This is a genomic window from Clostridium sp. CM028, assembly GCF_030585565.1.
Classification (GTDB): Bacteria; Bacillota; Clostridia; order Clostridiales; family Clostridiaceae; genus Clostridium_AD; species Clostridium_AD estertheticum_B.
On record NZ_CP077766.1, the window covers coordinates 2,119,385 to 2,144,720 of the forward strand.

Consider the following 25,336-nt stretch of genomic DNA (forward strand, 5'->3'; position numbering starts at 1 on the left):
GTATTAACATATTATGCAATTTTATTCATTGAACTGCTCCGATTCTTCGAATTTTAGTATTAACAGTCACATTTACTGTTGCATTTTTATATTTCCCATCCCAATCCTTTTCTATTTTGTTCCATAACGAAGGGTTAAATTTTTCAATGTTTTCACGGGTTCCAAATGGATCTATCTCAAATTTTTTTATAGCAATTCCCATGTTTTTTTCACATTCTTCACTAATTGACTTATTAAAAGTATTTTGCAGTCTTTGCAACTCACCTTTTTCAAGTATTCTTTTACCTACATAATAGCCACCCAGCTGACCCTCAAGGCTTATATCTATATCAATAGCTAACTTACCTCCTTCCTGCGTAACTTTCATTTTCCTTTCATATCCGTCTATTATATAATCAACAGGGTGTCCTTCCATGTATATAACTTTTTTACCAGCTTTAAACTTCCCACTTAACAATTGGATATCCATCAGCTCGATTGGCGTAAAATATCCTTTTAATTCATAATCTTTAATTATAGCAGCACCAGTTAAAATCAATTCTTTTTTCCCCTTATCTAAAGTTATTCTAGGTAGTAACGCACTTCCATTTTCGCTTAAAAGAATAAGAAATTCATTTAAATTTATGCTCATAATTCTAGAATTTCTCTTGCTGTTATCCATAAGTCCAGAAATATAATATTGGGTGCTATTTTCTGTCATAGGTTTAAATTTTATATAGTCTTCAGCTATGCCTTCCGAAACAACTACCTGAAGCATTCTATTTATGCTAGGATTTCGTTGCATATAATCCACAATCTCTTTGACAGTATCTTTATATTTTAATACATCATCGCTTAATATAAGTAACTTAGCATGCCCCATATATATCTCTCTACTACTTTTAGCTATGGCTTCTGACGCAGCATCCTCCATAGAGGATGCCTGCGTATTAATGTATTTTTCCTGTGGACTCCCACCTTTATCCCCCCCTATCACACTCATGTCTGGAAATCCATAAGTTACATCAATTTTTTTAATCTTCGCCTCAGCAAATGGTTCTTCCGGATTAATACTTTTTAATTCCTTTTCTTTATCAATATCTTCCCCTGCGTCAACAGCTATAGTAGATATGAAATTAAGCCTATCTATTTCTACTTTATCCCAGCATCCGCTAAGCAACATACAGCTTAAGATAACCGGTAAAACCTTCTTAAATTTCATCCGCACTTTTCCGCCCCCCTTTACCCTTACTTTTACATTTACCTACCAATAAGATGAGTATCGGCAAGAGTAGAAAAAGAAATATCGCCGTTAATATAACTGGTGTCGTTTTAAATTGCAAAGCATAAAGTTCTGCTATATTTTGTGGATATAGTGCTACGACATAAATAATAGGCATAATTAAAAGTGAAGATAGTTTAATATCTTTCAATTTAAATACATTTTTTACAATCTCCCCCGAAAAGAAATAAGCATTAACAAAGGTGGCGAAATAAAAAAATATCCAGAACGCCATTACTATTCCTTCCCACCGTTCTATAAATGAACCTGGTATATATAATGATCTTATCATGGAAATAGTTGGCCATAATAAAATTCTACTCTGCGATTTAGAGAACACCGCTAAAACAAGTATCATTACAATTAGATAAAAGATTGTTACAAACATAATACTCTTTTTTAACACACGGGGTGAATTGCTCTTATTCTTAACATAAGGGAGAATAAGGTAGGCTATTTCAATCCCACCAAAACAGAATAAAATATACCTAGAAGCCCTAAAGTAATCGGACGGCTTATTATTAAGTACTGGTAATAAATTTGTAAAATCTGCATTTATTGCGATAAGTATGAAAACTGTAAAAGCGGGAATAAACATAATCCAAAATACAATTTCATTAAACTTAACTAAATCACATATTTCACCTCTAACTAAGTAAGTTCCTGTTAAAATAGTAATCATCAAAATAAATTCTGTAGGAGTTCGCCTTAATAAATGCAATTTAATTACTTCAGCAAACTCCCTCATTCCAAGAGAAGCAATAAATATACTATAAATTGCAAATGTAATCCCAAATATGCCTCCAAGAAGCTTTCCAAAATTATTCTGCAATATATTTGTAAGTTCTTCAAAATCGTTTTTATCCATAACCATGTACATAAGATACAGTAATAAAAAAACAACTATTCCGCCGGCTAAAGTAACTATCCACGCGTCACTACCTACTTTATCTATGACTTCTCTTGGGCTGGAAAATATCCCTACGCCTACTATAGCTACCACTACAGTAGTAAACAACCCAAAGTCTCCAATTATCTTTTTATCTCTCATAATATCCCTTTAGCCTCCACATAAAAGATGTACAAATTATTTTTGTCTTATCTTATCTCCCGTTTTCATATATTTAGGCCTCTCTTTTAGAGAAGATATTGGCGCTCTAATATACATGTCTTTTAAATCCTTAATGTTAATATCCACCGCTGGCGCTAAATAAGGTATTCCAAAACTTTTCATCCTAACTAGGTGAATTAGAAGTATAATGAGCCCAATCATTATTCCATAAAATCCTACAATTGCCGCCGCAATAATAAGCAGAAACCTGACAAGTCTAAAAGCTGTAGTAACTTCATAATTAGGAGTTACAAATGTAGTAATAGCTGTAATTGCCACAATAATTGTCATAATTGGACTAACTATTCCCGCACTCACTGCAGATTGACCTATAACAAGTCCTCCTACTATTCCAATAGTAGCTCCAATGGGCCTCGGTAATCTAACCACAGCTTCCATAAGAAGCGCTAAGAATAATTCCATAATTATAGCCTCTACAAATGCAGGAAATGGCACTCCTTCCCTAGAAGCTGCTATAGCATAAGCTAATTTAGTAGGTATTATAGCTGTATGAAAAGAGGTAATTGCTACATAAAGTGCTGGTGCAGTAAGAGAAATAAATATAGAAAGCATTCTAATAACTCTAACCATAGAACTATGCATCCACCTTTGATAATAATCATCTGGGGATTGAAATAAATTAGGTAATGTAGCTGGAACAACAATTGCAAAAGGAGAATTATCTACAACCAATGCTACTCTACCTTCATATAAAGCTGCTGCTACTACGTCTGGTCTCTCTGTACTTTGTATTTGAGGAAATGGAGAATATTTATTATCCTCTATTAGCTGCTCGATGTAAGCACTATCAAAAACTGCATCGATGTTTATTCTTTCTATTCTATCCTCAAGTTCTTGAAGTACTTCTTTATTTACTATATCGTCAATATACATAATAGCCACATCGGTTTTCGATCTAGTTCCTATAGCTTTAGGTTTAATTCTTAGCTTTGTATCTCTAATTCGCCTTCTAATTAATGCCGTATTGAATCTTATAGTTTCTGTAAATCCTTCTCTCGCTCCTCTAATTACCGTTTCACCAGATGGATCACCTACCCCTCTAGCAGGCCAATCTCGGGTAGCAATAACATATGCGCAATTTAGTTCATCTATAAACATTAATGTGTCCCCAGAAAGGGCAGCATTAACTCCTTCACTTAATTTTTTCACTTCCCGCATATCAGTCACTGCAAGTACAGTGTCTTTTATTTCCTCTACATTCTCTATCCCCTTTGACCATAACATTAATGGCTCTAATACATAATGATTGAGTAGCTGGTTATTTGCCATCCCATCAATGTAAACTAATGCGGCTTTCCACTCTCCCACATTAAAAATTCTAAAAATAACATCTGAATTATCTTGTAAAAGTTCTTTTAAGTACTCTATATTTTTTCCTGCATCAAGTTCAATTTTATCATTAATGCTCTCTTTCATATCCTTCACTTCCTTATATGTATTGATCGACTATAGCCTTAACTCATCTCCTGGGTCGCTGCAACATATTCGTAGAAAATGCATTAACGACTTCAGCAGGAGATTTATACCTCTACTGAAGTTTTCTATTTACTAGGACATATAACTCCCATTTATAGAAGCGGGAAACTTTCCTTCTGAAATGTCGTTAAAATATCCACCTCAGTGTAAATAGAACGATAGCTGTAATAATTGCAAGCCATCCTAAGACACGCGCTTTTTTACTAATAATTCCCATTCCAGATTTCTTAAAGTTTCTCACATCCACAGCAAGTACAACGGCGCCTTGAACTACCATCATTGTAAGAAAATAGATATCAAACAACTCTAAAACTCTCATACCTTTACTCCCTATTTTAGTATAATTATCAAAACAATATAAACTTTATGATTAAGCAACTTAACCCTACTTTGTTTTAACTAGCTTTTACGACACTGGTATAAAATATTCACTTATATAAATATAAAAACGCGCAAAAACCACAAAGGGTTTTTACACGTTCTTATATTTCACTATAAAATTATATTTATATCGTTCTTGTTATATATACTTCTTTATATTGAATTTTAAATTTATCATAGCATCTCTGGGCTTTTAACATGTCATCAAAAAAAGCAAATATCGTCGGTCCGCTTCCGCTCATCATTGAACCCATTGCACCCATTTTAACCATATCTTCTTTTATTCTTTTGAGAACTGGATATTTTCTTAGTGTAACATTTTCAAGTAAATTTTTCATACTACTGCATACATCTGCTAATTTTTCTTGTTCCATAGCTTTTATTAATGCATTTGTATCTGGATGCTTAAAAATTTTACTAATATCTAAGTTTTTAAAAACCTCCCTAGTAGATACTCCAAAATTTGGCTTAACCAATACTAAAATATAATTTTTAAAAGGCGCGAGCGGGGTAATAATTTCTCCTATACCTTCACACAAGGCAGTCCCCCCTGTTATACAATAAGGGACATCTGCACCTATTTGGACACCTAACTTCATAAGTTCATTGTCATCTACATCTATTTTGAATACTTGATTCAATGTTTTAAAAACAGCTGCTGCATCCGCACTCCCACCTGCCATACCTGCTGCTACAGGAATATTTTTCTTAAGATATATATTTATACCTTCGCTAATATCATAGGTGTCCATAAAAAGTTTTGCAGCCTTATATACTAAATTCTTATCATCTGTAGGTATGTACGGCTTATTGCAGCTTATATTAATACCTTTGTTACATTTTTGAAAGGACATAGAATCATATAGATCTACATTTTGCATAACCATTTTCAGTAAATGATATCCATCTTCTCTTTTACCTACTATATCTAAAGATATGTTTATTTTTCCATAAGCTTTTACTAACATGATTTTCCTCCAACTCTTTATTGATAATTCACAAAAGCAATTCAATTAATAATTGTTCAGCCCCCCCTTAAGGGATTCCAAGGTTTATATAAGATGAATCATTTCTTGTGAAACATTGTTAATAAAATCAGTATATTACAACAAATTTAATATTGCTACCTATAATTTAAAAAATGCTATGCCAAACATAATAAAACCCCTATGTGTTATTTATACCACATAGGGGTTAGGGCTACTTGAAAACTAATTTATACAATCAATTTTCAGTCAGCCATATTATTTTTTATATGATTATTCTACCTGGTATTATAAGTTTTTGTGAAACTTTTATAATATTAGGGTCTTCTATTTGATTCACTCTTGCAATTTCTTGCATTGTTGTATTATATTTTTTAGCTATTTTCCACAAGGTGTCTGATGATTGAACTACATAAATAGTAACACTAGCTTTTTTCTTAGGCGCCTCCCCTTCTATTGGATAAACATCAACTAAAAATTTTTTCTGTACCATATAATTTACTCTTACATATACTTTAACCACAGCTCTAACAGCCATATTCGCTGCCTCAATATCTACATTTATATTTTCGAGTGAAACTTTACACATGCTGCTCATATTTATCTTAGCACCTAATATATCCGCCCCACAGCTGAAAGGGATCTCATCAGTCACAGCGGAAAGATATTTTTCTTCATCATCACTTCTATATAATATAGTTACATTCATTATGCCATCAATTATAACCTTATCCTCAATCACCTTTTTATCTGTTACACAAACGGTGGCATTACACATAATGACCTTGCTAGGCTTACCCTTGCTGCTATCTAGTTCTATATCTCCTTTAACTAAGGTCTCCGTTAATAATTGTCCTTGCATTACATTAAGTCCATAATCCTTTTTATCCATCTCAAGCTTTGTAGTCGGTGAATATACATCCTCAATCATATCCACTTCCTCTTTGTGCATGCCTCTCGTATTAGTTTTTATCAAAAACTCTACATCAATAATTCTTTTTTCTCCCAAATCATCTTCCTTAATATCATATTCCATAGCATCTACCTTAAAGTCTGTATACTGATCCATGTAAGGATTCACATCTTGAAAATCTAACTCTTTATTTAGCATAACCTCATGCCCAATATAAATTAATTCCCTGCTATCTTTGCCCTTATATATCATATTAATAACTGCATAAGCATTTATTTGAATTTTTCCTTCGTACAATTTCACTTCTTTCTTATGAATATTAACATCACATTTTATAACTTTAGCAATTTCTGGATTTTCCATTGGAACTTTTATATTAGCCTTTCCAATAAGCTCACCATTAAAATTCCTTATGACTTTATCTATACTCGTAGGATTTTTTAAATATTGAATATCCTTAACTGCTTCAATATCCTTAACTATTTGGAAATTGAAATTTTTATATACCTCAGATTTTGATTTTAAAATACCCTCTAGACATATTTTCCTCTCATTAACTATTCTACACTCCATATGTTCTACAAAACATTCAGCATCACAAAGCATTTCAGGCATCGCGCCCATTATATCTATTGTATTTGAGAACTTTGAACTATATACAACGTTCTCCACATCAGTACGTTCTTGACCTTTTGTAATATAAAGTACATTATATTGAATTTCGCCTTCTAAATATACCTTATCTTGAATTATTTCTTTAGAATTTATTAAGGCTTTAACATCTAACATAAGAATTTCCTTAACATCAGGATGAGTATCCGGTATTACATATTCTTCTTTCACTACTGTATCAACAGTATTTTCTCCTAACAATTGTTCATACTCTATGTTTTCTCTTTTCAAATTTATTTCCACATTATGCCTCCTCGTATTTCTATTGGGGTACCACTTATAGGTTGTTACCCTCCTAAAATACCTACTATTAATATATATAGAAATAGACACTTAAATATGATATTTAATACTTTTATTCGTATTGCAAAATTCAACATAATTCTCTAATAAAAAAGAAAAAAGTATATATTACTATTAATGCTCAAAATCGGTAATACATTTTAAACATAATAAAAAACCATATAATAAAGGGAATACACAGTTATTAATAACCCAATGCATTCCCTTTAATATATGCTCTGTTAATCTTATATCAGTCACATGAAAACAAATAACAAGCTAGTATATTTTACTTGTTATTTGTTTTCATATGCCTATTCTCTATTTATAAATATAAAAAACGATACTATGATACAGTATCGTTTTATCCTGCAAAAACTATTTGAACTGTTTTTGTCAAAACATCTGAATAACTATACGTCACTGTCCTGTGGGTGTCTTTTTCTAATCTAATAACAAAAATATTTGGATAAGTCTTTTCAATAACTCCATTATCCACAAGAATCTTTCTTCTTCCACCATTAGCTTTTAATGTTACTCTTTCGCCAACATGACTTTCAATTTCATCTTTTATTGAAGTCAGTACATTTATTTTTTCCAAAGCAAACACCCTCTTTCCACACTTTACATTATATATCATATATTCCTCTTTGTCAAGTAAGCTTTATATTTTATCACTACTTTAACAATTTTGTCAATGTTGATTTTATGTTAACAAAATTCATTTTCATCGATTATTCGTCGCATAATTAATTATTATCTATTTTATGAGCATTTACCTTATAAATCACTAATGTAGTATACTTACATACCATTTTTAATACAATCTATGATAGTTTGTTTAACTACTCAAAATAAAATAACCAGCATTCTAGTAAATTTTTTAAAGATAACCTACGCACCTATATATACTTAGACTTAGGAAACCCCTCTCTATACTTTCCTCTAGTTTGTAATCCACCTATTCCATCTAATCCTGTTATAGTGTTCTGTATAACATCTTCTATAGCTACAACATTTTCTATATTTGTATAAGCAATCTTCTCAGAAACTAACACGGGGTCTAAACAATGGATTAAGACGCGATTTGGAGAGCTAGCAAAATTAGCACCAGCATCTAAAATTGCCTCATAACAGGATTGACATGCCCCTGCAAATATTACTAAATCATCATAATTGCTATTATAAGATCTAAGAGCCATAACCGCCTCTACAAAGTACTTTGAATTTCTGTAGTTATTTAAATTCATATAATCATTTATTCCTTTTACCATACCATCATGTCCTGTTATTACTACTATATCCGGCTTAACTTCTTTTACTAAATTCACTATTTCATTTGGTTGATTTTTTTCTGATATTATCATCCCTACAGCATTTAATGATAACTGCTTATAAGTTTTTAAGCACACTTCTAAATATTCTGCATCACCATCAACGTGCAGTATTTTTCCGGGTCTTCCAAAAACCATATCTTTATTTTTGTACTCTTTGTATTTTTCTTGTTTTAACTGCAAATCTTTAATTTTCCCTTTGAAATCTATAGCCGATCCTCTGTCTCCCCTGCTCCCTTTAATTCTATTCATTAATACTCTTTTAATAGATGCATTTACCTTTTTATTAAAAACCTTATCAATTTCATAAATGGCATCTTCTTCTACTAATTCTAAATCCTCACTTAAAGAGTCAGCTTCTATTCTTAAATTTATTCCCTTAAGTAAATACACCTCATCATTATCTCCTGGCACAATATCTATTATTTTAAATGTAATGTCTCCGCCATAAGATTTTCTTACTACGATGTCGCCTATTTTCACAATACCACCTCCATATTTAAACCCATAATATATATTATGAAAATATAGTGAATAGGTGAAATCAAAAAAAGTTATGTAAACATTATATTTACATAACTTTAATAAATACCATGGTTTATTCTACCTCTGATTGAAGACTTTTTTATATTCTTCAATAAATGCCATATACTTTTCTTTTTCAGAAATTAACTCCTCCATCTTCTTGTTAAAAGTATTTTGAATCCAGGTAACTTCATTATAATAGTACCTATTACAAAGCCTCCAATATCGTTGTGGAAATACTAAAAATGCATATATGAGTCTGTACTCTTCTTCTAACAGAGGATTTACACTGCTATACGCCTCTAATACTATTTCAGCATATTTTATGTCCCAATCCTGCTTTTTAAGCATCTTGATCAAAAAATTAGATAAATCGTATGCTTTTACTTCTCTTTTGCAGTAATCAAAATCAATTATATTAACATCATTATTTTTATCAATAATAATATTATGATAAGTATAATCATGGTGGCAAAATCCTTTTTCTTCTTCTGTTTGCCTACATATGTCGAAGTACCTAGAGTCATCGAGTATTGCCATAGCTCTTTTGGCTAATTCTTTTTGATCATCAACACTCCTGATATAATTCATATCAAAATCTGTTTTAAAATTCTTCTTTTTTCTAATCATACCTTGCATTTTATCAAAGGACTTTATTCGTTTTTCCATCAGATGTGGCCATCTTCCAAGATCCGTTTTTAACTTACTATTTTCTGGTGGATCATATCCTTTGGATGCAATATGCATATAAGCTAATTCTTTTGCGGCCTCAACTAAATCCTCCTCATTGTGAAAATCACATTCGCGACCATCTATCCAGGTTGATAGTGTATAAATATCTTCATTAACTAATGCATAAGGATTTCCTTCAGTATTTAAAAAATATCTATCAACCTTGTCAAATCCATTTTTTGCAAGATGCTCTTTGGCTCCATATACAAACAAAAGTTTTTGTGTCCCGTAACTGATTTTCTTTAGACACTTAGCTCCGTCATCCGTCTTTAAAAAATACACTCCCTTATTGGGACGTATACTTTCTATCTTAATACCATATTGTCTTTCAATTTCAAATTCCCTCATCATGTTACTCACCCCCCCTATAATTTATATTACTAATATTTCATTTTAGAATAAATTATTGTATGTTTTAACAACATTTATGCTTTCGCATAATATAATAAAATATATCCATCTATTAAATCAGTATTTAAGGAGTCTTAAAATGAAAATTGGAATTGATGCTAGAGCTGCAAAATGGTATAGAGGAACTGGTATAGGAACTTATTCTTACCAGCTAATTAATTCTTTAAATAAAATAGACAATTTTAATGATTATTCGCTTTTTGTGCCAGACGACTGTAAGCTTGCCATACCCTTTAAAGAAAATTTTCATATAGAAAGCATTAAGCAAGATAGTCAAAATAACTTTTGGAACGAGGTGAATATTCCTAACAAATTAATAGATAAATCTTTGGACATATATCACGTTCCCCAAAACGGCATTGGGCTGCCGTCAAAGAAAACCTGTCCCTTCGTTATTACGCTACATGATGTTATTCCGTATAAAATGCCAGATACAGTTGGTGAGCAATATTTAAAAATTTTCAATGAAAAATTGCCCAATATCATTCCCTTATGTGATGGCATAATTACTGTGTCTGAATATTCAAAGGAAGATATTATTAAAGCTTTTAACTACCCAAGAGAAAAAATATATGTCACTTATTTAGCTAGTGAAGATATTTATAAACCTTATGACAAAGCTCTTAGTAAATCTATAATCGAAAAAAATTACTCTATTACAGGAGACTATATTCTTTATATTGGAGGATTTAGTCCCAGAAAAAATATTCTCGGATTACTAAATTCATTTAGTCTGCTTTTACCAAAATTAAAAAAAGATATTAAATTAGTCATTGCAGGTAGCAAAGGTAAATCATATGATATATATAAAAAAAGAGCACAAGATTTACACATTGATGATAAAGTAATTTTCCCAGGTTTTATATCCATGACCTATATTCCCTTCATGTATAACGCTTGTGAGCTGTTTGTATACCCTTCATTTTATGAAGGTTTTGGATTACCTCCAATTGAAGCAATGGCTTGTGGCGTTCCTGTAATCGCCTCTAACGCCACCTCTATCCCCGAAATAGTTAAGGACTCAACTTTACTTGTAAATCCATATGATATTAATTCCTTAAGTGAAAAAATGTATAATGTGCTCCTTGATAATGACCTAAGACAATCCCTAATAACTAGAGGATTAAAAAGAGCCTCCACCCTAACTTGGGAACATACAGCTGCAACTACTCTAAGTGCTTATCAAAATATATTAGGTACACCTAAATAAATGTCCTTATTATCAAATTATCAAAACAAAAGCCCCACATAGTGTAATTACAACTATGTAGGGCTTTTAAACTAACAATTATAATGATTCTTAAAGGCCTCTAAAAACCCTTCTCTGTCTTCTCTGCCTTCCACTTTCTTCTTTAATCTGCTTAAAAACACCTCTTCACTCCACTGTTTTTTCCTTGTATAATAATCTCTAGCTATACTGTAAAAATCCTCTGGAAAGCTAAGCATGCCATACAATACCTTTAATTCCCGATTATCTAATGGTAATACTTTAATATATTCGCTTAAAATACCATTGGCCTTTTCTATATCATAAGCAGAATTTTTGATGGCTTTATTTGTAAAGTTACAAATATCATGCACCTTTAAGTCTATAACTGCATAATCAAAATCTAAGAAATATACATCTTCCCTATTAATCAATATATTATGGTGAGCTAAATCATGATGGCAAAATACAATTTTCTCTTTTTCCTTGCATAAATTGTAATAATCTGATTCGCTTAGAATATCTATGCTTTGCATTATATTTTTCTCATAATATTCCTCATGTTCTAGAAATATATAATCAAATTCATTTTTATTTTCATTTCGAGTTGCTATGCTTTTAAAGAACATAAGATCATTTAATTTTTTTTTAAAATTTTGTATTATTCTACCACATAAGTACCGTTGCTCATTTTTTGCGAGTAACCTTTCAAATGGACCTTCATATACAAGCCCTTCCGATGCCTTATGAAGCTCAGCTATTGCCCTAGACGCGAGCATTACATCCACTGGGTTACTATACTCGCACTCTCTCCCTTCTACTAAATTCATAATACAATATATATCATTTTTCCAAGGGACATATATGAGTTTGGATTTTGTCTTTTCGAATTCAATGATCCTATTAAAATTATTATTTCTAATATACTCAATCGCATAATTAATGAATTCAAGTTGGGAAATGCTATAGTTTACTTTTTTTAAAACCTTATCACCTTTATCCGTATTAAGTATGAATACTTTTCTTACCGGAATAACATCATCAACTACTAGATCGAACTCGCTAAATAAATCTACATCTAAATCATATTTACTTAAATAAGCCTTATCTTTAAATCTAACATCTAACATGTTCTCACCTCTTTTATCATTGCATTAATAACTTAAATTAATGAATCCCCATCTTGAATCAAAGCTTTTATAAGTTTCTCAGAAAACCTTTCTTCATTCCAATTCTTTTTACCTGCCCGATGCTTATTACAACATCTCATGAATTCATGAGGGTAAGAAATTAAAGCTATTAAAAATTTTGAACTTCTTGTGTCTAGCCCTTCAATGTAGCAGAACTCTTGAGTAAGATTATGAAAATCAAGTTTCACTCCTTTTCTTTTTAACTTACTAAGCAAAAGGAAACAATCCATTTCCACCATATTGTAACTACAGTCTTTAAAACTAACCACTTCAATAAAATTATTTTTTCTAATATTTTTAAAATCTGTATTTCCTAAGCATATTTCGCAACGCCTCATGCTTCTTGTTATAATCCCTAAATAATCTGATTGGTATACTTCTCTTATACACCGCTGCCCTCTATCTATAACTTCCTTTCCATATTTAACAATTAATTGTTCAAATGAATTTTTCGGTTCATATTTTATAATATTATTTATGTCTCCGGCCAACTTTTTAATAGAAATTTTATAATCCTCTATGATTTTCCCTGTATTGTTATTTAACTTATTCCTTAGGTACCCATTAAATCCAAGAGATTTTTCATGCAAAGCATAAATAGCACGAAATTGTTCTATTATTGCTTCTTCAGTTACGTCTATGTTCTTAGATTCAATTTCACCTACATTTTTAATACCTTTAAACATCATATAATCTGAAAATTCATTATAGATGCTTATCGCCACTCGCACCACCTCAATTTAAATCTATTAGTCAATTGATATATAATAGCCAAGTACTATCTGGTCTTTTTATAATTTTTGTCCATTTTCTTTAATATCTCTCTTTGCTGCAATTCAAGCTCACTAATTTTCTTTTTCCTTTTTCTTATTTTTTTCAGTTTTTTAACTTCCTCTTCCATATTCTCGAGCCTTATGTCATATTCCTCTACAGTGGATTCCTGCGGATCAATTACGTCAATTTCAAGCTCATCAATGCACCCATCCTTTTTATTTTTCCCCACAATACTACCTCCCATATTTTATTTTTATGAATTTCTCAATAAAAATTTGCTTATCCACTCTATCCTCACGCATTTTTTCAAGTTTCCTTAAGAAAAACTCCTCTCCCCAATCCTTTTTTTCCCAATAATATTGAATTCCTATTTGCCAATATTCCTGAGGAAATTCCATAAATGCTGCCATTACTTCTATATCACTTTTATATATCGAAAATGCATCATCATACGCTTCCATTATAAAAAGCGCATTTTCAGGACTCCATTTGCCATTCTTCATTCTTCGTATTAGAAGGCTACTTAAATCATGTAAATGAGTGTCTAGAATACAATAATCAAAATCAATAACATTCACGCCACCACTTTTATCTAATAATACATTATGATGAGCATAATCGTGATGGCAGAATCCCCTATGTTTAATTTCTCCTTTCATCTTACTTACATATTCACTTTTGCATAAATTTTCTATTGATCTATTACTCCGTGCGAGCTCTTCCCCCATTATTCTTAAATAATCGCTATCGAATTCCGTAATGCATTCTTTTTCACCTATTCTTCTTTTAAAATCCAATATTTCTCTTTCTCTAGTTTTAAAAGTTTCTATCCATTTAAGCCATCCTATTCTGGGCGACATGTCCGGCGTAACTTTAAAATTCAAACTTTTTTTATGGAGCTCTGCAAGCTTTGAAGTACATAATTTTATTTCCACTGGATTATCATAATTACATTCCCTTGCTTTTAGCCAAGGTGTTAAATAAGCGTATTTATTCTCAATTGCTATATACTCCTTGTTATCGATAGTCTCAATAATTTCCGGTATATTTTCAAAACCATTGCCCTGCAGATGTTTTATTGCACCAATAATAAATAAAAAATGCTTAAAGTCATAATTAATGATTTTCAAACAATACATGTCATTCTCAGTTTCTATCCTGTAAACATTTTTTATTTTCACTATATCATTAATACAAAGAGAATAATTATCTTGTACCGTCTCCTTTACTTCCTGGATTTCCAAATGCATGCCTCCGCAATATTGTTCTATTGCAGTATATGAGCTTTCTCAATAATTTGTGCTTAATTATATTTTTATAATTAGCACACTTTTTAAGTAAAAACAATATATTAATATATATTGTCTTTCAAATGAAATTTATAATTATAAATATAGGGTTTTTATAATAATTTTAAGGAGTGAAACCTATGAAGATTGCAATTGATGCTAGAGGCATCAATTTCTATAGTGGAACAGGTATAGGAACTTATACCGAAAATGTGTTTAAAAATTTAATTAACATAGATAATATAAATAATTACCATGTTTTTTGGTCAGGCAACAATTATGAAATTATAAAAAAAGAAAACTGCAAAATAGTAATGACCTCTAAAAAGCATCAAAGATTTTTTGAAGATTACTATTTTCCAGAAAACATTTCAAAAGAAAACATAGACATATATCATATGCCCCAAAATGGTATAGGTTTTTCTCAGGAAATAACTTGCAAGAAAGTAGTCACGATACATGATTTAATTCCATATGTTATGCCCGAAACAGTAGGCCGAGGCTATTTGCTGAAATTTTTAAAAGAGATGCCAATGATTATAGGAGGCTCTGATGGGATAATAACTGTATCCGAATTCTCTAAACGCGATATTTTAAAATTTTTCCCAGTAGACGAAAGTAAGATTTTTGTAACTCCTTTAGCTGCAGATAAAAAATATGTTCCTTTAGATAAGGTCCACTGTAGGAATTTCCTAAAAGCTGTATATAATTTAACAGATCCCTTTATACTCTACCTAGGAGGATTTAGTGAAAGAAAGAATGTGGCTTCTGTCATAATTGCTTTTTCTAAAATATATAAAGATTTAAATAAAAAGTATAATTTAGTTATTGTAGGTGGCTATAAAGATTCCGGTCAAAAACTCATAAAACTTGCGAATGAATTGAAAATAGGCTCGCATGTTATTTTTATCGGTTTTGTACCTGAAGATCATTTACCACTTTTCTATAATTGCTGTGATACTTTCATATATCCATCTTTTTATGAGGGCTTTGGACTCCCCCCTTTAGAGGCAATGAATTGCGGCACTCCTGTAATAGCATCTAACCTTACTTCTATTCCCGAGGTAGTGGGTGACGGTGGGATTTTAATAAATCCATATGATATCTCAGAGATGTCTCTCGCCATAGGTAACTTATTAAGTAATGAAGCTCTAAGATCAGAATTAAGTTCTAAAGCATTAATAAGATCTAAAAAATTTTCATGGCAGAACACTGCACAATGCACTCTCAAAGTCTATGCAGATATATACAATCGCGAATCCCCTGCTCAATAAGAAAAGTATATATTACTGCAACTATATTTTATTTAATATACACTTTTCAAACACACCATAATTAAGGCTTGCATAATGAGTATGCAAGCCTCCTTTTTAAAAATTAATTTATAGTTTATTGATAATACTTGCTAAATATCCTGCGCCAAAGCCATTGTCAATATTAACAACACTAACTCCACTAGAACAGCTGTTTAACATTGATAGCAATGCCGAAAGTCCTTTAAAATTAGCTCCGTATCCTATACTAGTTGGAACAGCTATAACTGGTTTATCCACCAAGCCTCCAACTACACTAGTTAAAGCGCCTTCCATTCCCGCCACAGTAATAACTACCTTCGCGCGCCTTATAACATCTAGATTTTCAAACAACCTATGAATACCCGCTACTCCTACATCATAAATTCTTTCAACTTTATTCCCAAAGATTTCTGCTGTAATAGCTGCCTCTTCCGCTACTGATATATCAGAAGTTCCTCCTGTTACTAATGCAATATATGTACTTGGAATCTCTACGTCCTTTTTTTTAATTACAATTGTTCTTGCAAGTTCATTGTACTCGGCATCATCACATACCTCTTTTACCCCTTCATACATGATCCTAGAGGCCCTTGTACCAAGAATATTTATATCCTTAGTAATCATTAAACTAACTATACCCTTTATTTGATCCACAGTTTTCCCTTCACAATATATAACCTCCGGGTAACCAACTCTAAGTTCTCTATGATTATCGATTTTTGCAAATCCTAAATCTGAATAAGACAAATCTTTTAACTTATCTACACCATCATCAATGGATATATTACCATTTTTAACGGACTTAAGGAATTTCTTCATTTCTTCTGTATTCATATATTCTCCACCTTTTTTAATTTAAGCTTACAGTTTTATGTTTTTATATCTATAATGTTATATTTCATTCCTTAATGTCTCATATACTTTGCTTATAGGGAGTCCCACACTTCGGGCTATTTTCTTACACTCCTCATATTCTAACTTATTCTTTATTTTTTCACCTTTGTAGTAAGCTTCTTTCACAGTAACTTCACCATAGCTAGTGTTCATTTTAGTAAATCCTCTTTGGAGCATTGTTTTATGTACTTTAAAACTTCTTACTCCAAATGTAGTAGTTTCTCTAAATAATACTTCTTTCATCTTTTCAATTTTATCTTCTTTACATAAAACACTTATTTTTACGCCTGGTCTGCCTTTTTTCATTATAATTGGAGTTAAGTATGCATCCAAAGCACCCTTTGTAAAAAGCTTATCAAGAATATACTCATATATCTCTGGATTCATATCATCTATATTACATTCCACAATTTCTTGAAATACTTCCCCTTCATTTTCTTTCTTTTCAGTATCAGACAAATTATTTACCTCTTCTACTAACATGACCCTCAGTACATTAGGAATTTCAGTATCTCTGTTACCAATGCCATAGCCGATCTTCTTAATAATAAAATCGTTATCATCTTTGAATTCAGAGACGTTAGCTGCAAGAATTGCAGCACCTGTAGGTGTTGTAGTTTCAAAAGGTACAGCTCCCATTTTTACCGGTATCCCCTTCAAAATTTCCACAGTAGCAGGTGCTGGTACTGGTATAAGTCCATGAGCACATTTAACAAACCCACCACCAAGTTCTATAGATGAGCTCATTATTTTATCAACATTTAAATGACTTATGCAAATAGCAGCTCCTACTATATCCACAATAGAATCTATTGCACCTACCTCATGGAAGTGAACTTCATACAATGTTTTTCCATGAACCTTTGCCTCAGCTCTCGCAACCCTCATAAACATTTTTTTGCTTAATTCTTTCACTTTAGAACTTAACTCACTACACTCTATAATTTTCTCAATATCATTAAGGTTTCTATGTTCCTCATGGCTATGATTATTGCTCACATGCCCATGAGAGTGTTCTCCTTCACTTCCATCCTGAGTATGTACATGATGATGCTCCTCTAAATCTACATCCACCTTAGTGCCCTCTATACCTTTTCTACTATCTCTCGATACTTTTATTTCATACCCATTTATATTTAGCTTTTTTAATTCCTCGATTAAATATTTCTCGTCTATACCTAAGTCTAGCAACGCTCCTAAATTCATATCACCACTAATACCTGAAAAACAATCATAATAAAGCATTTTCATTCTCAACCACTCCATTTCTTTTGTATTTATCTCATTGTACCAAATAAATAAATATTATAGGTTATATATATATAAATTATAAAAAAATATGCACTTATTATTATGCGATATATTTATTACTATGTCTGACTTTTTTATTTAAATTCTAAAACAAAAGCCTTAATATTTGAAAAGAAATAGGTATATCTGCTTTGATATACCTATTTCTTTTCAATTATTATAAAATCAAACTGATTCAATTTCAGCCCATTTTCTATACTATTGCTACAATATAAAACTTGACCAATGCTATTTTCTATATATACCTTAATACCAAAGTTAATTACAATTCTAATTACTTCATTATGAAGTTCTCTTTCTAAAATAAGTATATTTTTCTTAAAGAAAATAGTTTTATATGTTCCATATAATAAACATGGATTATTATACCTTATTTTAATAAGGTCTTTATACAAGTATAATAAACTTTTTTTATTTTTTTTACAAACTTCTACTGATATGTCATCTACCTTATCTTCTATGTTTATCCAAGATTTACTCTTGCTAAATCCATAAAACTCCGAATTTTCCCATTGCATTGGACTTCTTGATTTATCTCTAGAACTCTTATTTGCACTAGCTAATGCTTCTTCTCTACTTTTCCCTTTTGAAATTTCTATATTATATTTTGTAATCCCTTGAACATCATTCATTTTGTTTATATCGAGGCAAACCAAATCCTTAATCCCAATTTCCTCTCCAAAATACATAAATGGAACACCATAAGTTGTTAATAATAAAGCTGCCATCGCTCTTTCAATTCCATTTTTCTCTCCATTTGGACTAAATCTTGAAACACTTCTTCCCATATCATGGCTATTAAAAAATATTGTTGGTATTTGCTCTGAATTGTATTCCTCATTCATAGCTTTAATTTCTTTATATATTTTCTCCGCTGAAAATTCCTTCATACTACCTAAGTTAAAATTGAACACTACGTCTAATAAATTCTTACCGGAGTAATTTTTCAGTTCAATTAACTCATCTGATCCAATTTCTCCTACGAGGAAAATATCTTCTTTTATTTCTCTTATATCTTTTACTAAAGTTTTTATAACGTCTATAATTCCATCTTGATCTTTATCATTTCTATGTATTTGTTCACCTTTTTCATCATATGGATTATCTTTATTAAAGTCATTTTTTATTGTTAAAAAGTTAATTACATCAAATCTAAATCCATCTACTTCCAGGTCAATCCAATATTTAAGTACATCTTTCATTGCATCATAAACCTTAGGTTCTGCCCAATTCAAATCTACTTGCTCTTTTGCAAATGCATGATAGTAATATTCCTTTGTTTTCTTATCAAATTCCCAAGCATCTCCACCAAAAAATGACTCCCAGTTGTTAGGTTTGTCTTTTTTCCATATATAAAAATCTCTTTTTTCATTATCTTTAGAGCTTCTTGATTCTTTAAACCATGAATGTTCACTTGATGTATGATTTAAAACTATATCAACTATTACTTTTATTCCTAAATCATGTGCCTTATTTATGAATCCTTTAAATTCTTCTAAAGTACCATAACATTTATCAATATTATAATAATCTGATATATCATAACCATTATCAACTTTAGGAGATGGATAAAATGGTGTAAGCCAAATCCCCTTAATACCTAATTCACTTAAATAATCTAATTTAGATGTTATTCCTTTAAAATCCCCAATTCCATCGTTATTTCCATCCATAAAACTTGACATATATATTTCGTAGAACACACATTCTTTCCACCACTTTTTATCCATGTTTTTTACTTCTCCCTATTTGAACAGATTATAAATTAATCTATACTTTACTCTTTTACACCTACTGAATCTCTTTCAATTACACTTACACTCATAATTATATTTTCATTTAGTTCGTTTTTATGATCTAACCTCCATAATAATTTATTTAAAGCTTTACGTCCCATTAATTCCTTTTCTACTCTCACTGTTGTAATATTAGGCACAACAAATGAGCTTAACACTATATCATCAAAGCCTACAACTGCTATATCTTGTGGAATTGAATATCCCATTTCCTTAAGTGATGAAATTAGAATAATAGCAGCATTATCATTTGAGCATACAAATGCTTCTGGCATATCCTTTAAGCACTTTATTTTTTCTTTTACCCATTCTAAATCTTGTCTTATTACATACTCTTCTAAATTATCTAAAACTGAATATCTATTTATAAAATCAATCATTTTATTTTCTTCCTTGAAATTTATAAATTTTTTCATAGCTTCTTGATATCCAAAAAATCTTTCCTTTACACTTAGAGAATATTCTAGCTCTCCAAAAAAACCTATTTTTTTATATCCACGATCTAAAAGTAATTTCGTAATCTTAAAGCTTCCAAGCTTGTTATCTGTCAAAATACTATCTGTACTTTCTAATAACGATGTATGATCTACTAAAACTACTGGCGCCTTATAACCTTTTAGCTTTATCAAATAATCATCATCTATTGCACCTATTACAACTACTCCACATACCTTCTTATGTTCAATGCAACTTGGAATATTTTCCTCATTTTCATCAATCATACACGTAATTATGTCGTATCCATTTTTTCTCGCTTCCTCAACTATCCCCATCATTATCTTAGAATAAAAATAATTATCTTCAAAATATAATTTTCTTATTAAAACACATATATTTTTACTTGCATATGACAGAATGAATTTAGTTGATTTTTCCAAATAACCAATCTGCTCTGCCACATCAAGAACTGTCTTTCTTGTTTCTTCACTAACTCCTGCCTTTCTATTTAATGCTAATGATACTGCATTAATAGATATATTTAATTTATCTGCTATATCTTTCATTATTACTTTTCTCATCTAATATCTCCTACCATAAATATACTATAAGGCTATCAGTTAATTTTATCAAATTATCTCCTGCGGAGCTACAATATTAAGGATTTATGTGTTATTTATCCATTAAAGTGAATATATCTTCTATTTTTATATCTGCTCTACAAACTTTATCATCTGCTGCGCCATAATATATTTTAACAATACCATCTTCAAATAAACATCCACATGTAAATACTACATTACCAAAAAAACCTTCTTTTTCATAGGTAGCTTTTGGTTCTAATATAGCTCTACTTGTTTTGGCTAATATTTTGCTAGGATCATTTTTATCAAGTAAGAATGCTCCTAAGCAATATCTATCATTTTTATCTGCTGCATGATAAATTTTTATCCAACCTTTTTCTGTTAAGAATGGTACTGCACCTCCTCCAACCCTTCCATTTTCCCATGCTCCTTCATTTGAACCACCATAAAAATGTTTTTGTTTTCCCCAATGTACTAAATCAGGTGATTCTGCTATCCACATATCTGCTCCGCCGATTGCACATGGAACGGGTCTATTAAATGTTATATATTTCCCGTTTATTTTTTCTGGGAATATAGTTACATCTTTATTTTCTGGGGCAAATATAATTCCATGTCTTTCATAAGTTTTAAAATCCTTTGTAGAAACTAACGAAGTGGCTGCACCATTTCTAGTCACAGATGTATAATTAACATAATATGTATCCTCTATTTTAGTTATTCTTGGGTCCTCCATTCCCCATTCTTCTTCTGAAGCTGTAAGTTTAATAAAAGCTTCATCTTCTATGATGAAATTTTCTCCATCCTTTGATCTTGCTATCCTTATATGTGATAATGAAGTTAAATAAGCAATTTTTCTTACTCCTCCAATATGCGTAATCCATAAAGAACGTGCATCTGAATAATCATATTGCGTATCTATTTCTTTATTAAATGAAACTATGTCTATTACATCTTTTCCATCTATGTTTACTACTACAGGTATCTTTACTTCATCTTCCTTATCAACTTTAACAGATTCTGCAACTCTACATAATAATAGATATTCATCATCATATTTACAAACACCACAGTTAAATACGCCATCAACTTTAAAATCTTCTCTACTTGGTTTCACGTCACTTGGTTTTATAAGGGGATTCATATTACTTCTTTTAGCAAAACTCATTATTAACACACCCTTTTGTTTTTCTTATTCCTGCTACCTCTAATGCTGTTATTGCAAATACATTCCAAGAAAAAACCCTTATAGATTTCCATAAACACCCTTCCTTAGATAAATCCGTTGGTAAAAATTCATGACTTACCGGATCATCTTTAATTAGGTTTATCTCTCTATCCATTCTATTTAAAATCCTGTTCTTATAGTCATCTAATCCATATCTCACTCCAACTGCATATGCCATTATCTCTTCTCTAAGCCAGCTACCGCCATTATAATATACTCCATCACTCCAGCTAAACTTTTCATCAAAAGGACTATCAACCCCACTAAAATACTTGTTATTAACATGTCCTATAAAAGTTGCGCAATCATTAATAACTGGTATTTTTTCAAGTGTATTTTTTACAATTCCCTCATTAAGTAACCCTTCATTAAAGAACCATAATGAAACAAATTCAGGCATCAAATCACCTACTGATATAGCATCTTTATAGTCTAAAGTATTTAATAAGTATCCTTTTTCATTGCTATAAAAGCTTTTATACCCAATATTAGCTTTCTCTATATAATCATCTGGCACATCTATGCCTAAGGCCTTAGCAACTTTTAATGTCACTGCAAATACACCCTGATTAACTGATACACTTGATGTTTTTCCACCTTCAAAATATGTTTGAACATCATTTTGACCTAATACAAAATGTGATTTTGCTATACCATCACCATCTTCATCAAACTCATTAATACAATAGTTATAAGCTTTTTTAACTTTGCTCATATTAGGTTCTATTCCATACTTGATTTTATTTATATATGCCCACCATATCCATTCACAAGTAGCTTCGTTACCTTTTACTTCTAAGCTTCCCATATATGGGGTTATTATGGTTCCTATTGTTCCATTTTCATTTTGAGTTGAACCCCACTTTTCCCAAAGTTTTTTGCTCAATTCCTTATCATTTACCCCCGCTACACTCCAAAAAGAATCTCTATTATACATATCTGGGGCATAATTTAAGCTAGGTACATTTAATGGCAAAAAGTCATATGCACTAGTTATCCATGTTAACATCTGCATATCTGCAAAAAGAATTTTTTCAACATCACTTCCATTAAACCCTAACCCATCTGCTAATAACACTTGGCTGTAGTAACGTATATCTCGAAGACCATCCATTTGCTTAATAAGTATGAATAACTTCTTCTCACAACTTTTACCTTGTTCCAACCTATGAAATGGTTTTTCTATACCATTTACCTTAGTTACCTTTAAGTTTTTTATATCAATAGATTCATTATCATTACTCTTTATCACTAAGAGGCTCTTTTTATTTTCCGTATTTGATAGTATTAATCCATCTTGGAAGCTAGTCCATGTTTCCTTATAAGATGGTATATTATTCTGATAATCAAAACCATGTACTTCGTAATTATCTTTTGTTAATTCTTTCAAAACAACTACACTTAATTCTCCATTTATCCTATGATCAAAACTTATATCATAATACCCATCTTCAAGATCTAGTGTTATGATTAAACTTCCTTCATCATCTTTATTTATAAAATCATTATCTACTTCAACAACTTCTTTTTTCCCGTTATTAAAATCTATTAATTCTCCTAAAGTTATCTTCACATAATGATCACCTTTTTCTCTATCAGATAAAGTTGAAACTCTATAAAGATTAATATCACAAGCCTCTTTTATTGCTGTAAATCCTAGTTTGTTATAATGTGGCCTTCTTCTAATATTTCTTGTCCAATAATTTCTGTGTCCAGCATCTGTCAGCAATCCAACATATGCTTTTCCCACTACATATCCCGCTGCTGGAAATACTTCTCTCACCACACCACCATTGTTATTATCATTATCAAAACTCCAATAACATTTTGGCTCCTCACTTGGAATTATAGAGTTCTCTATACTATAAAACAGCATAGGTATATTTGTTTGCTTAAGTATTATTCTTTTCTCCACTAAGGCCTCATTAACTACTTTATAAACAACTTGAATATCTATATACGTTTCTAGCATCTTGCAGTAATATCTACAATTACAGATAATTTCATTTTCATAATAACCAACAGTATCAATATCTATATTACTTATAACCTCTCTATATGATCTATCTTCATTTTCTATAGTAATCTTTATATTTTTAATATCATCCTTTGCTACAACTTTGTTACTATTCAACAAACTTACTGTGTATTTCTTGTTTTCATCTTTACTAATGTCTATAGAAATTCGCTCCACCGTAATAACACACTCCTATTTGCTATATTAAATCATCCCCTGATGAGCTGAAATGTCGTTAAATAGTTTCTGCATGGTGACATGCAACAAATCCATCCCCAAGTTTTCTTAGTTTTGGTTCTTCTTTTTCACATAATTCATTTGAATAAATACATCTTGGATTGAACTTGCATCCACTTGGTAAATCTTTAAGACTTGGAATATCCATTGTCTTTAACGGTAAGTTTGAAATCATATTTTTATTTCTTGGATTTGCAACTGGAACCGCTTTTAATAAAGCTTTAAAATATGGATGTTTAGGATTTGTTATTGCATCATTTATATTATTTAATTCCACAATTGATCCTAAATACATAACCAGAACTCTCCCCTCATTAGCTATATATCTTGCTGTAGCTAAATCGTGTGTTATGTAAACAAAAGAAATTCCATGTTTTTTGTTCATCCTTGCCATTAAATCTAATAACGAAATTCTTAATGATACATCTACCATCGATACTGGCTCATCTGCTACTATAAGCTTAGGTTTCACTAATAAAGCTCTTGCTAATAATATTCTTTGTCTTTGTCCTCCACTTAATTGATGCGGATATTTATGTAAAAACTGATCAACTGGAGTTAATTCTACTTCCTCTAGATATTCTGTACATAGATCTAAAGCTTCTCCATTTGTTTTAACAATTTTATGTTTTAGTATAGGGGCGCTTAATGATTGGAAGATAGTTTTATTTGGATTTAATGCTGCAAATGAATCCTGATGCACCATTTGCACCCCCATTCTAAAGTCCTTATAATCCCCCCTTTTTAGAACATTTATATCTGTTCCTTTATAAAGTATTTTCCCCTCTGTCGGTTTATGAACATCTGCGATAATCTTTCCTAAAGTAGTTTTACCACAACCACTTTCCCCTACTACAGCTAATATTTCACCGTCTCCAATTTCTAGATTAATATCCTTTAATACTCTAACCTGTTCCTTTCCTTCTCCAAAACTTTTACTTACACCCTCTATTTTTATTAAATTACTCACT

At 30.9% G+C, this 25,336-nt stretch carries 22 protein-coding genes; 2 read left to right on the forward strand and 20 right to left on the reverse strand.

What is annotated here, in order from left to right; all coding sequences use genetic code 11:
• Nucleotides 1-25: 25 nt before the first annotated feature.
• The 9 genes from KTC94_RS09940 to KTC94_RS09980 all read right to left on the reverse strand — a co-directional run bounded on the left by KTC94_RS09940 (nt 26) and on the right by KTC94_RS09980 (nt 10,045).
• A complete protein-coding gene (locus KTC94_RS09940; protein ID WP_258876438.1) occupies nt 26-1,201 on the reverse strand; it encodes a Ger(x)C family spore germination protein in 1,176 nt (391 codons plus the stop codon).
• Entirely contained in the window at nt 1,191-2,312 is a 1,122-nt protein-coding gene (locus tag KTC94_RS09945; protein ID WP_220286859.1) for an endospore germination permease, read from the reverse strand. Before KTC94_RS09945 ends, KTC94_RS09940 begins: the two co-directional genes overlap by 11 nt.
• 36 nt (nt 2,313-2,348) lie before the next feature.
• Nucleotides 2,349-3,809 (reverse strand): spore germination protein, encoded by a 1,461-nt coding sequence (locus KTC94_RS09950; RefSeq protein WP_165413248.1) that lies wholly within the window; start codon nt 3,807-3,809, stop codon nt 2,349-2,351.
• Between the two features lie 187 nt (nt 3,810-3,996).
• Nucleotides 3,997-4,188 carry a CLC_0170 family protein gene (locus KTC94_RS09955; RefSeq protein WP_216303376.1) on the reverse strand — a complete coding sequence of 64 codons (192 nt, stop codon included), beginning with the start codon at nt 4,186-4,188 and terminating at the stop codon, nt 3,997-3,999.
• Nucleotides 4,189-4,375: 187 nt separating this feature from the next.
• Complete coding sequence (ispE, locus tag KTC94_RS09960; RefSeq protein ID WP_165413250.1) at nt 4,376-5,218, reverse strand: 4-(cytidine 5'-diphospho)-2-C-methyl-D-erythritol kinase; 843 nt, start codon at nt 5,216-5,218, stop codon at nt 4,376-4,378.
• A 283-nt stretch (nt 5,219-5,501) separates the two neighbouring features.
• Entirely contained in the window at nt 5,502-7,064 is a 1,563-nt protein-coding gene (locus tag KTC94_RS09965; protein WP_216303377.1) for an SPOCS domain-containing protein, read from the reverse strand.
• Between the two features lie 403 nt (nt 7,065-7,467).
• Complete coding sequence (locus KTC94_RS09970; RefSeq protein ID WP_369811873.1) at nt 7,468-7,743, reverse strand: Veg family protein; 276 nt, start codon at nt 7,741-7,743, stop codon at nt 7,468-7,470.
• Nucleotides 7,744-8,005: 262 nt separating this feature from the next.
• On the reverse strand, nt 8,006-8,920 hold the full coding sequence (yabG, locus tag KTC94_RS09975) for a sporulation peptidase YabG (protein ID WP_216303378.1): 915 nt from the start codon (nt 8,918-8,920) through the stop codon (nt 8,006-8,008).
• Nucleotides 8,921-9,040: 120 nt separating this feature from the next.
• Nucleotides 9,041-10,045 carry a CotS family spore coat protein gene (locus KTC94_RS09980; RefSeq protein WP_165413253.1) on the reverse strand — a complete coding sequence of 335 codons (1,005 nt, stop codon included), beginning with the start codon at nt 10,043-10,045 and terminating at the stop codon, nt 9,041-9,043.
• 139 nt (nt 10,046-10,184) lie between these two features.
• On the opposite strand from KTC94_RS09980, the gene KTC94_RS09985 reads away from it, so the two are divergent.
• Nucleotides 10,185-11,315 carry a glycosyltransferase family 1 protein gene (locus tag KTC94_RS09985; protein ID WP_216303379.1) on the forward strand — a complete coding sequence of 377 codons (1,131 nt, stop codon included), beginning with the start codon at nt 10,185-10,187 and terminating at the stop codon, nt 11,313-11,315.
• Nucleotides 11,316-11,386: 71 nt separating this feature from the next.
• On the opposite strand, the gene KTC94_RS09990 is transcribed toward KTC94_RS09985, so the two are convergent.
• The 4 genes from KTC94_RS09990 to KTC94_RS10005 are packed head-to-tail and all read right to left on the reverse strand — an operon-like array spanning nt 11,387 to nt 14,520.
• A complete protein-coding gene (locus tag KTC94_RS09990; protein ID WP_216303380.1) occupies nt 11,387-12,442 on the reverse strand; it encodes a CotS family spore coat protein in 1,056 nt (351 codons plus the stop codon).
• A gap of 32 nt (nt 12,443-12,474) precedes the next feature.
• A complete protein-coding gene (locus tag KTC94_RS09995) occupies nt 12,475-13,227 on the reverse strand; it encodes a spore coat protein (protein WP_220286858.1) in 753 nt (250 codons plus the stop codon).
• Between the two features lie 53 nt (nt 13,228-13,280).
• The gene (locus tag KTC94_RS10000; protein ID WP_216303382.1) at nt 13,281-13,505 is read right to left on the reverse strand and encodes a hypothetical protein; all 225 of its coding nucleotides are present in this window, start codon (nt 13,503-13,505) and stop codon (nt 13,281-13,283) included.
• A 4-nt stretch (nt 13,506-13,509) separates the two neighbouring features.
• The gene (locus KTC94_RS10005) at nt 13,510-14,520 is read right to left on the reverse strand and encodes a CotS family spore coat protein (protein ID WP_216303383.1); all 1,011 of its coding nucleotides are present in this window, start codon (nt 14,518-14,520) and stop codon (nt 13,510-13,512) included.
• 185 nt (nt 14,521-14,705) lie between these two features.
• Between KTC94_RS10005 and KTC94_RS10010 the strand changes: the two genes are divergently transcribed.
• Nucleotides 14,706-15,839 (forward strand): glycosyltransferase family 1 protein, encoded by a 1,134-nt coding sequence (locus KTC94_RS10010; protein WP_216303384.1) that lies wholly within the window; start codon nt 14,706-14,708, stop codon nt 15,837-15,839.
• Between the two features lie 108 nt (nt 15,840-15,947).
• On the opposite strand, the gene larB is transcribed toward KTC94_RS10010, so the two are convergent.
• The 7 genes from larB to KTC94_RS10045 all read right to left on the reverse strand — a co-directional run bounded on the left by larB (nt 15,948) and on the right by KTC94_RS10045 (nt 25,335).
• Nucleotides 15,948-16,694: a nickel pincer cofactor biosynthesis protein LarB gene (larB, locus tag KTC94_RS10015; protein WP_216303385.1), complete on the reverse strand. Its 747-nt coding sequence runs from the start codon at nt 16,692-16,694 to the stop codon at nt 15,948-15,950.
• A gap of 57 nt (nt 16,695-16,751) precedes the next feature.
• On the reverse strand, nt 16,752-18,005 hold the full coding sequence (gene larC, locus KTC94_RS10020) for a nickel pincer cofactor biosynthesis protein LarC (RefSeq protein ID WP_220320215.1): 1,254 nt from the start codon (nt 18,003-18,005) through the stop codon (nt 16,752-16,754).
• Nucleotides 18,006-18,205: 200 nt separating this feature from the next.
• Complete coding sequence (locus tag KTC94_RS10025) at nt 18,206-19,795, reverse strand: alpha-amylase family glycosyl hydrolase (protein ID WP_220320214.1); 1,590 nt, start codon at nt 19,793-19,795, stop codon at nt 18,206-18,208.
• 47 nt (nt 19,796-19,842) lie between these two features.
• Entirely contained in the window at nt 19,843-20,880 is a 1,038-nt protein-coding gene (locus tag KTC94_RS10030; RefSeq protein ID WP_216303388.1) for a LacI family DNA-binding transcriptional regulator, read from the reverse strand.
• A gap of 91 nt (nt 20,881-20,971) precedes the next feature.
• Nucleotides 20,972-22,051, reverse strand: a complete 1,080-nt coding sequence (locus KTC94_RS10035) for a glycoside hydrolase family 130 protein (protein ID WP_216303389.1) — start codon at nt 22,049-22,051, stop codon at nt 20,972-20,974.
• Nucleotides 22,038-24,305 carry a hypothetical protein gene (locus KTC94_RS10040; RefSeq protein ID WP_216303390.1) on the reverse strand — a complete coding sequence of 756 codons (2,268 nt, stop codon included), beginning with the start codon at nt 24,303-24,305 and terminating at the stop codon, nt 22,038-22,040. The genes KTC94_RS10035 and KTC94_RS10040 overlap by 14 nt, the downstream gene beginning before the upstream one ends.
• A 58-nt stretch (nt 24,306-24,363) precedes the next feature.
• The gene (locus KTC94_RS10045) at nt 24,364-25,335 is read right to left on the reverse strand and encodes an ABC transporter ATP-binding protein (RefSeq protein WP_165413266.1); all 972 of its coding nucleotides are present in this window, start codon (nt 25,333-25,335) and stop codon (nt 24,364-24,366) included.
• Nucleotide 25,336 lies beyond the last annotated feature (1 nt).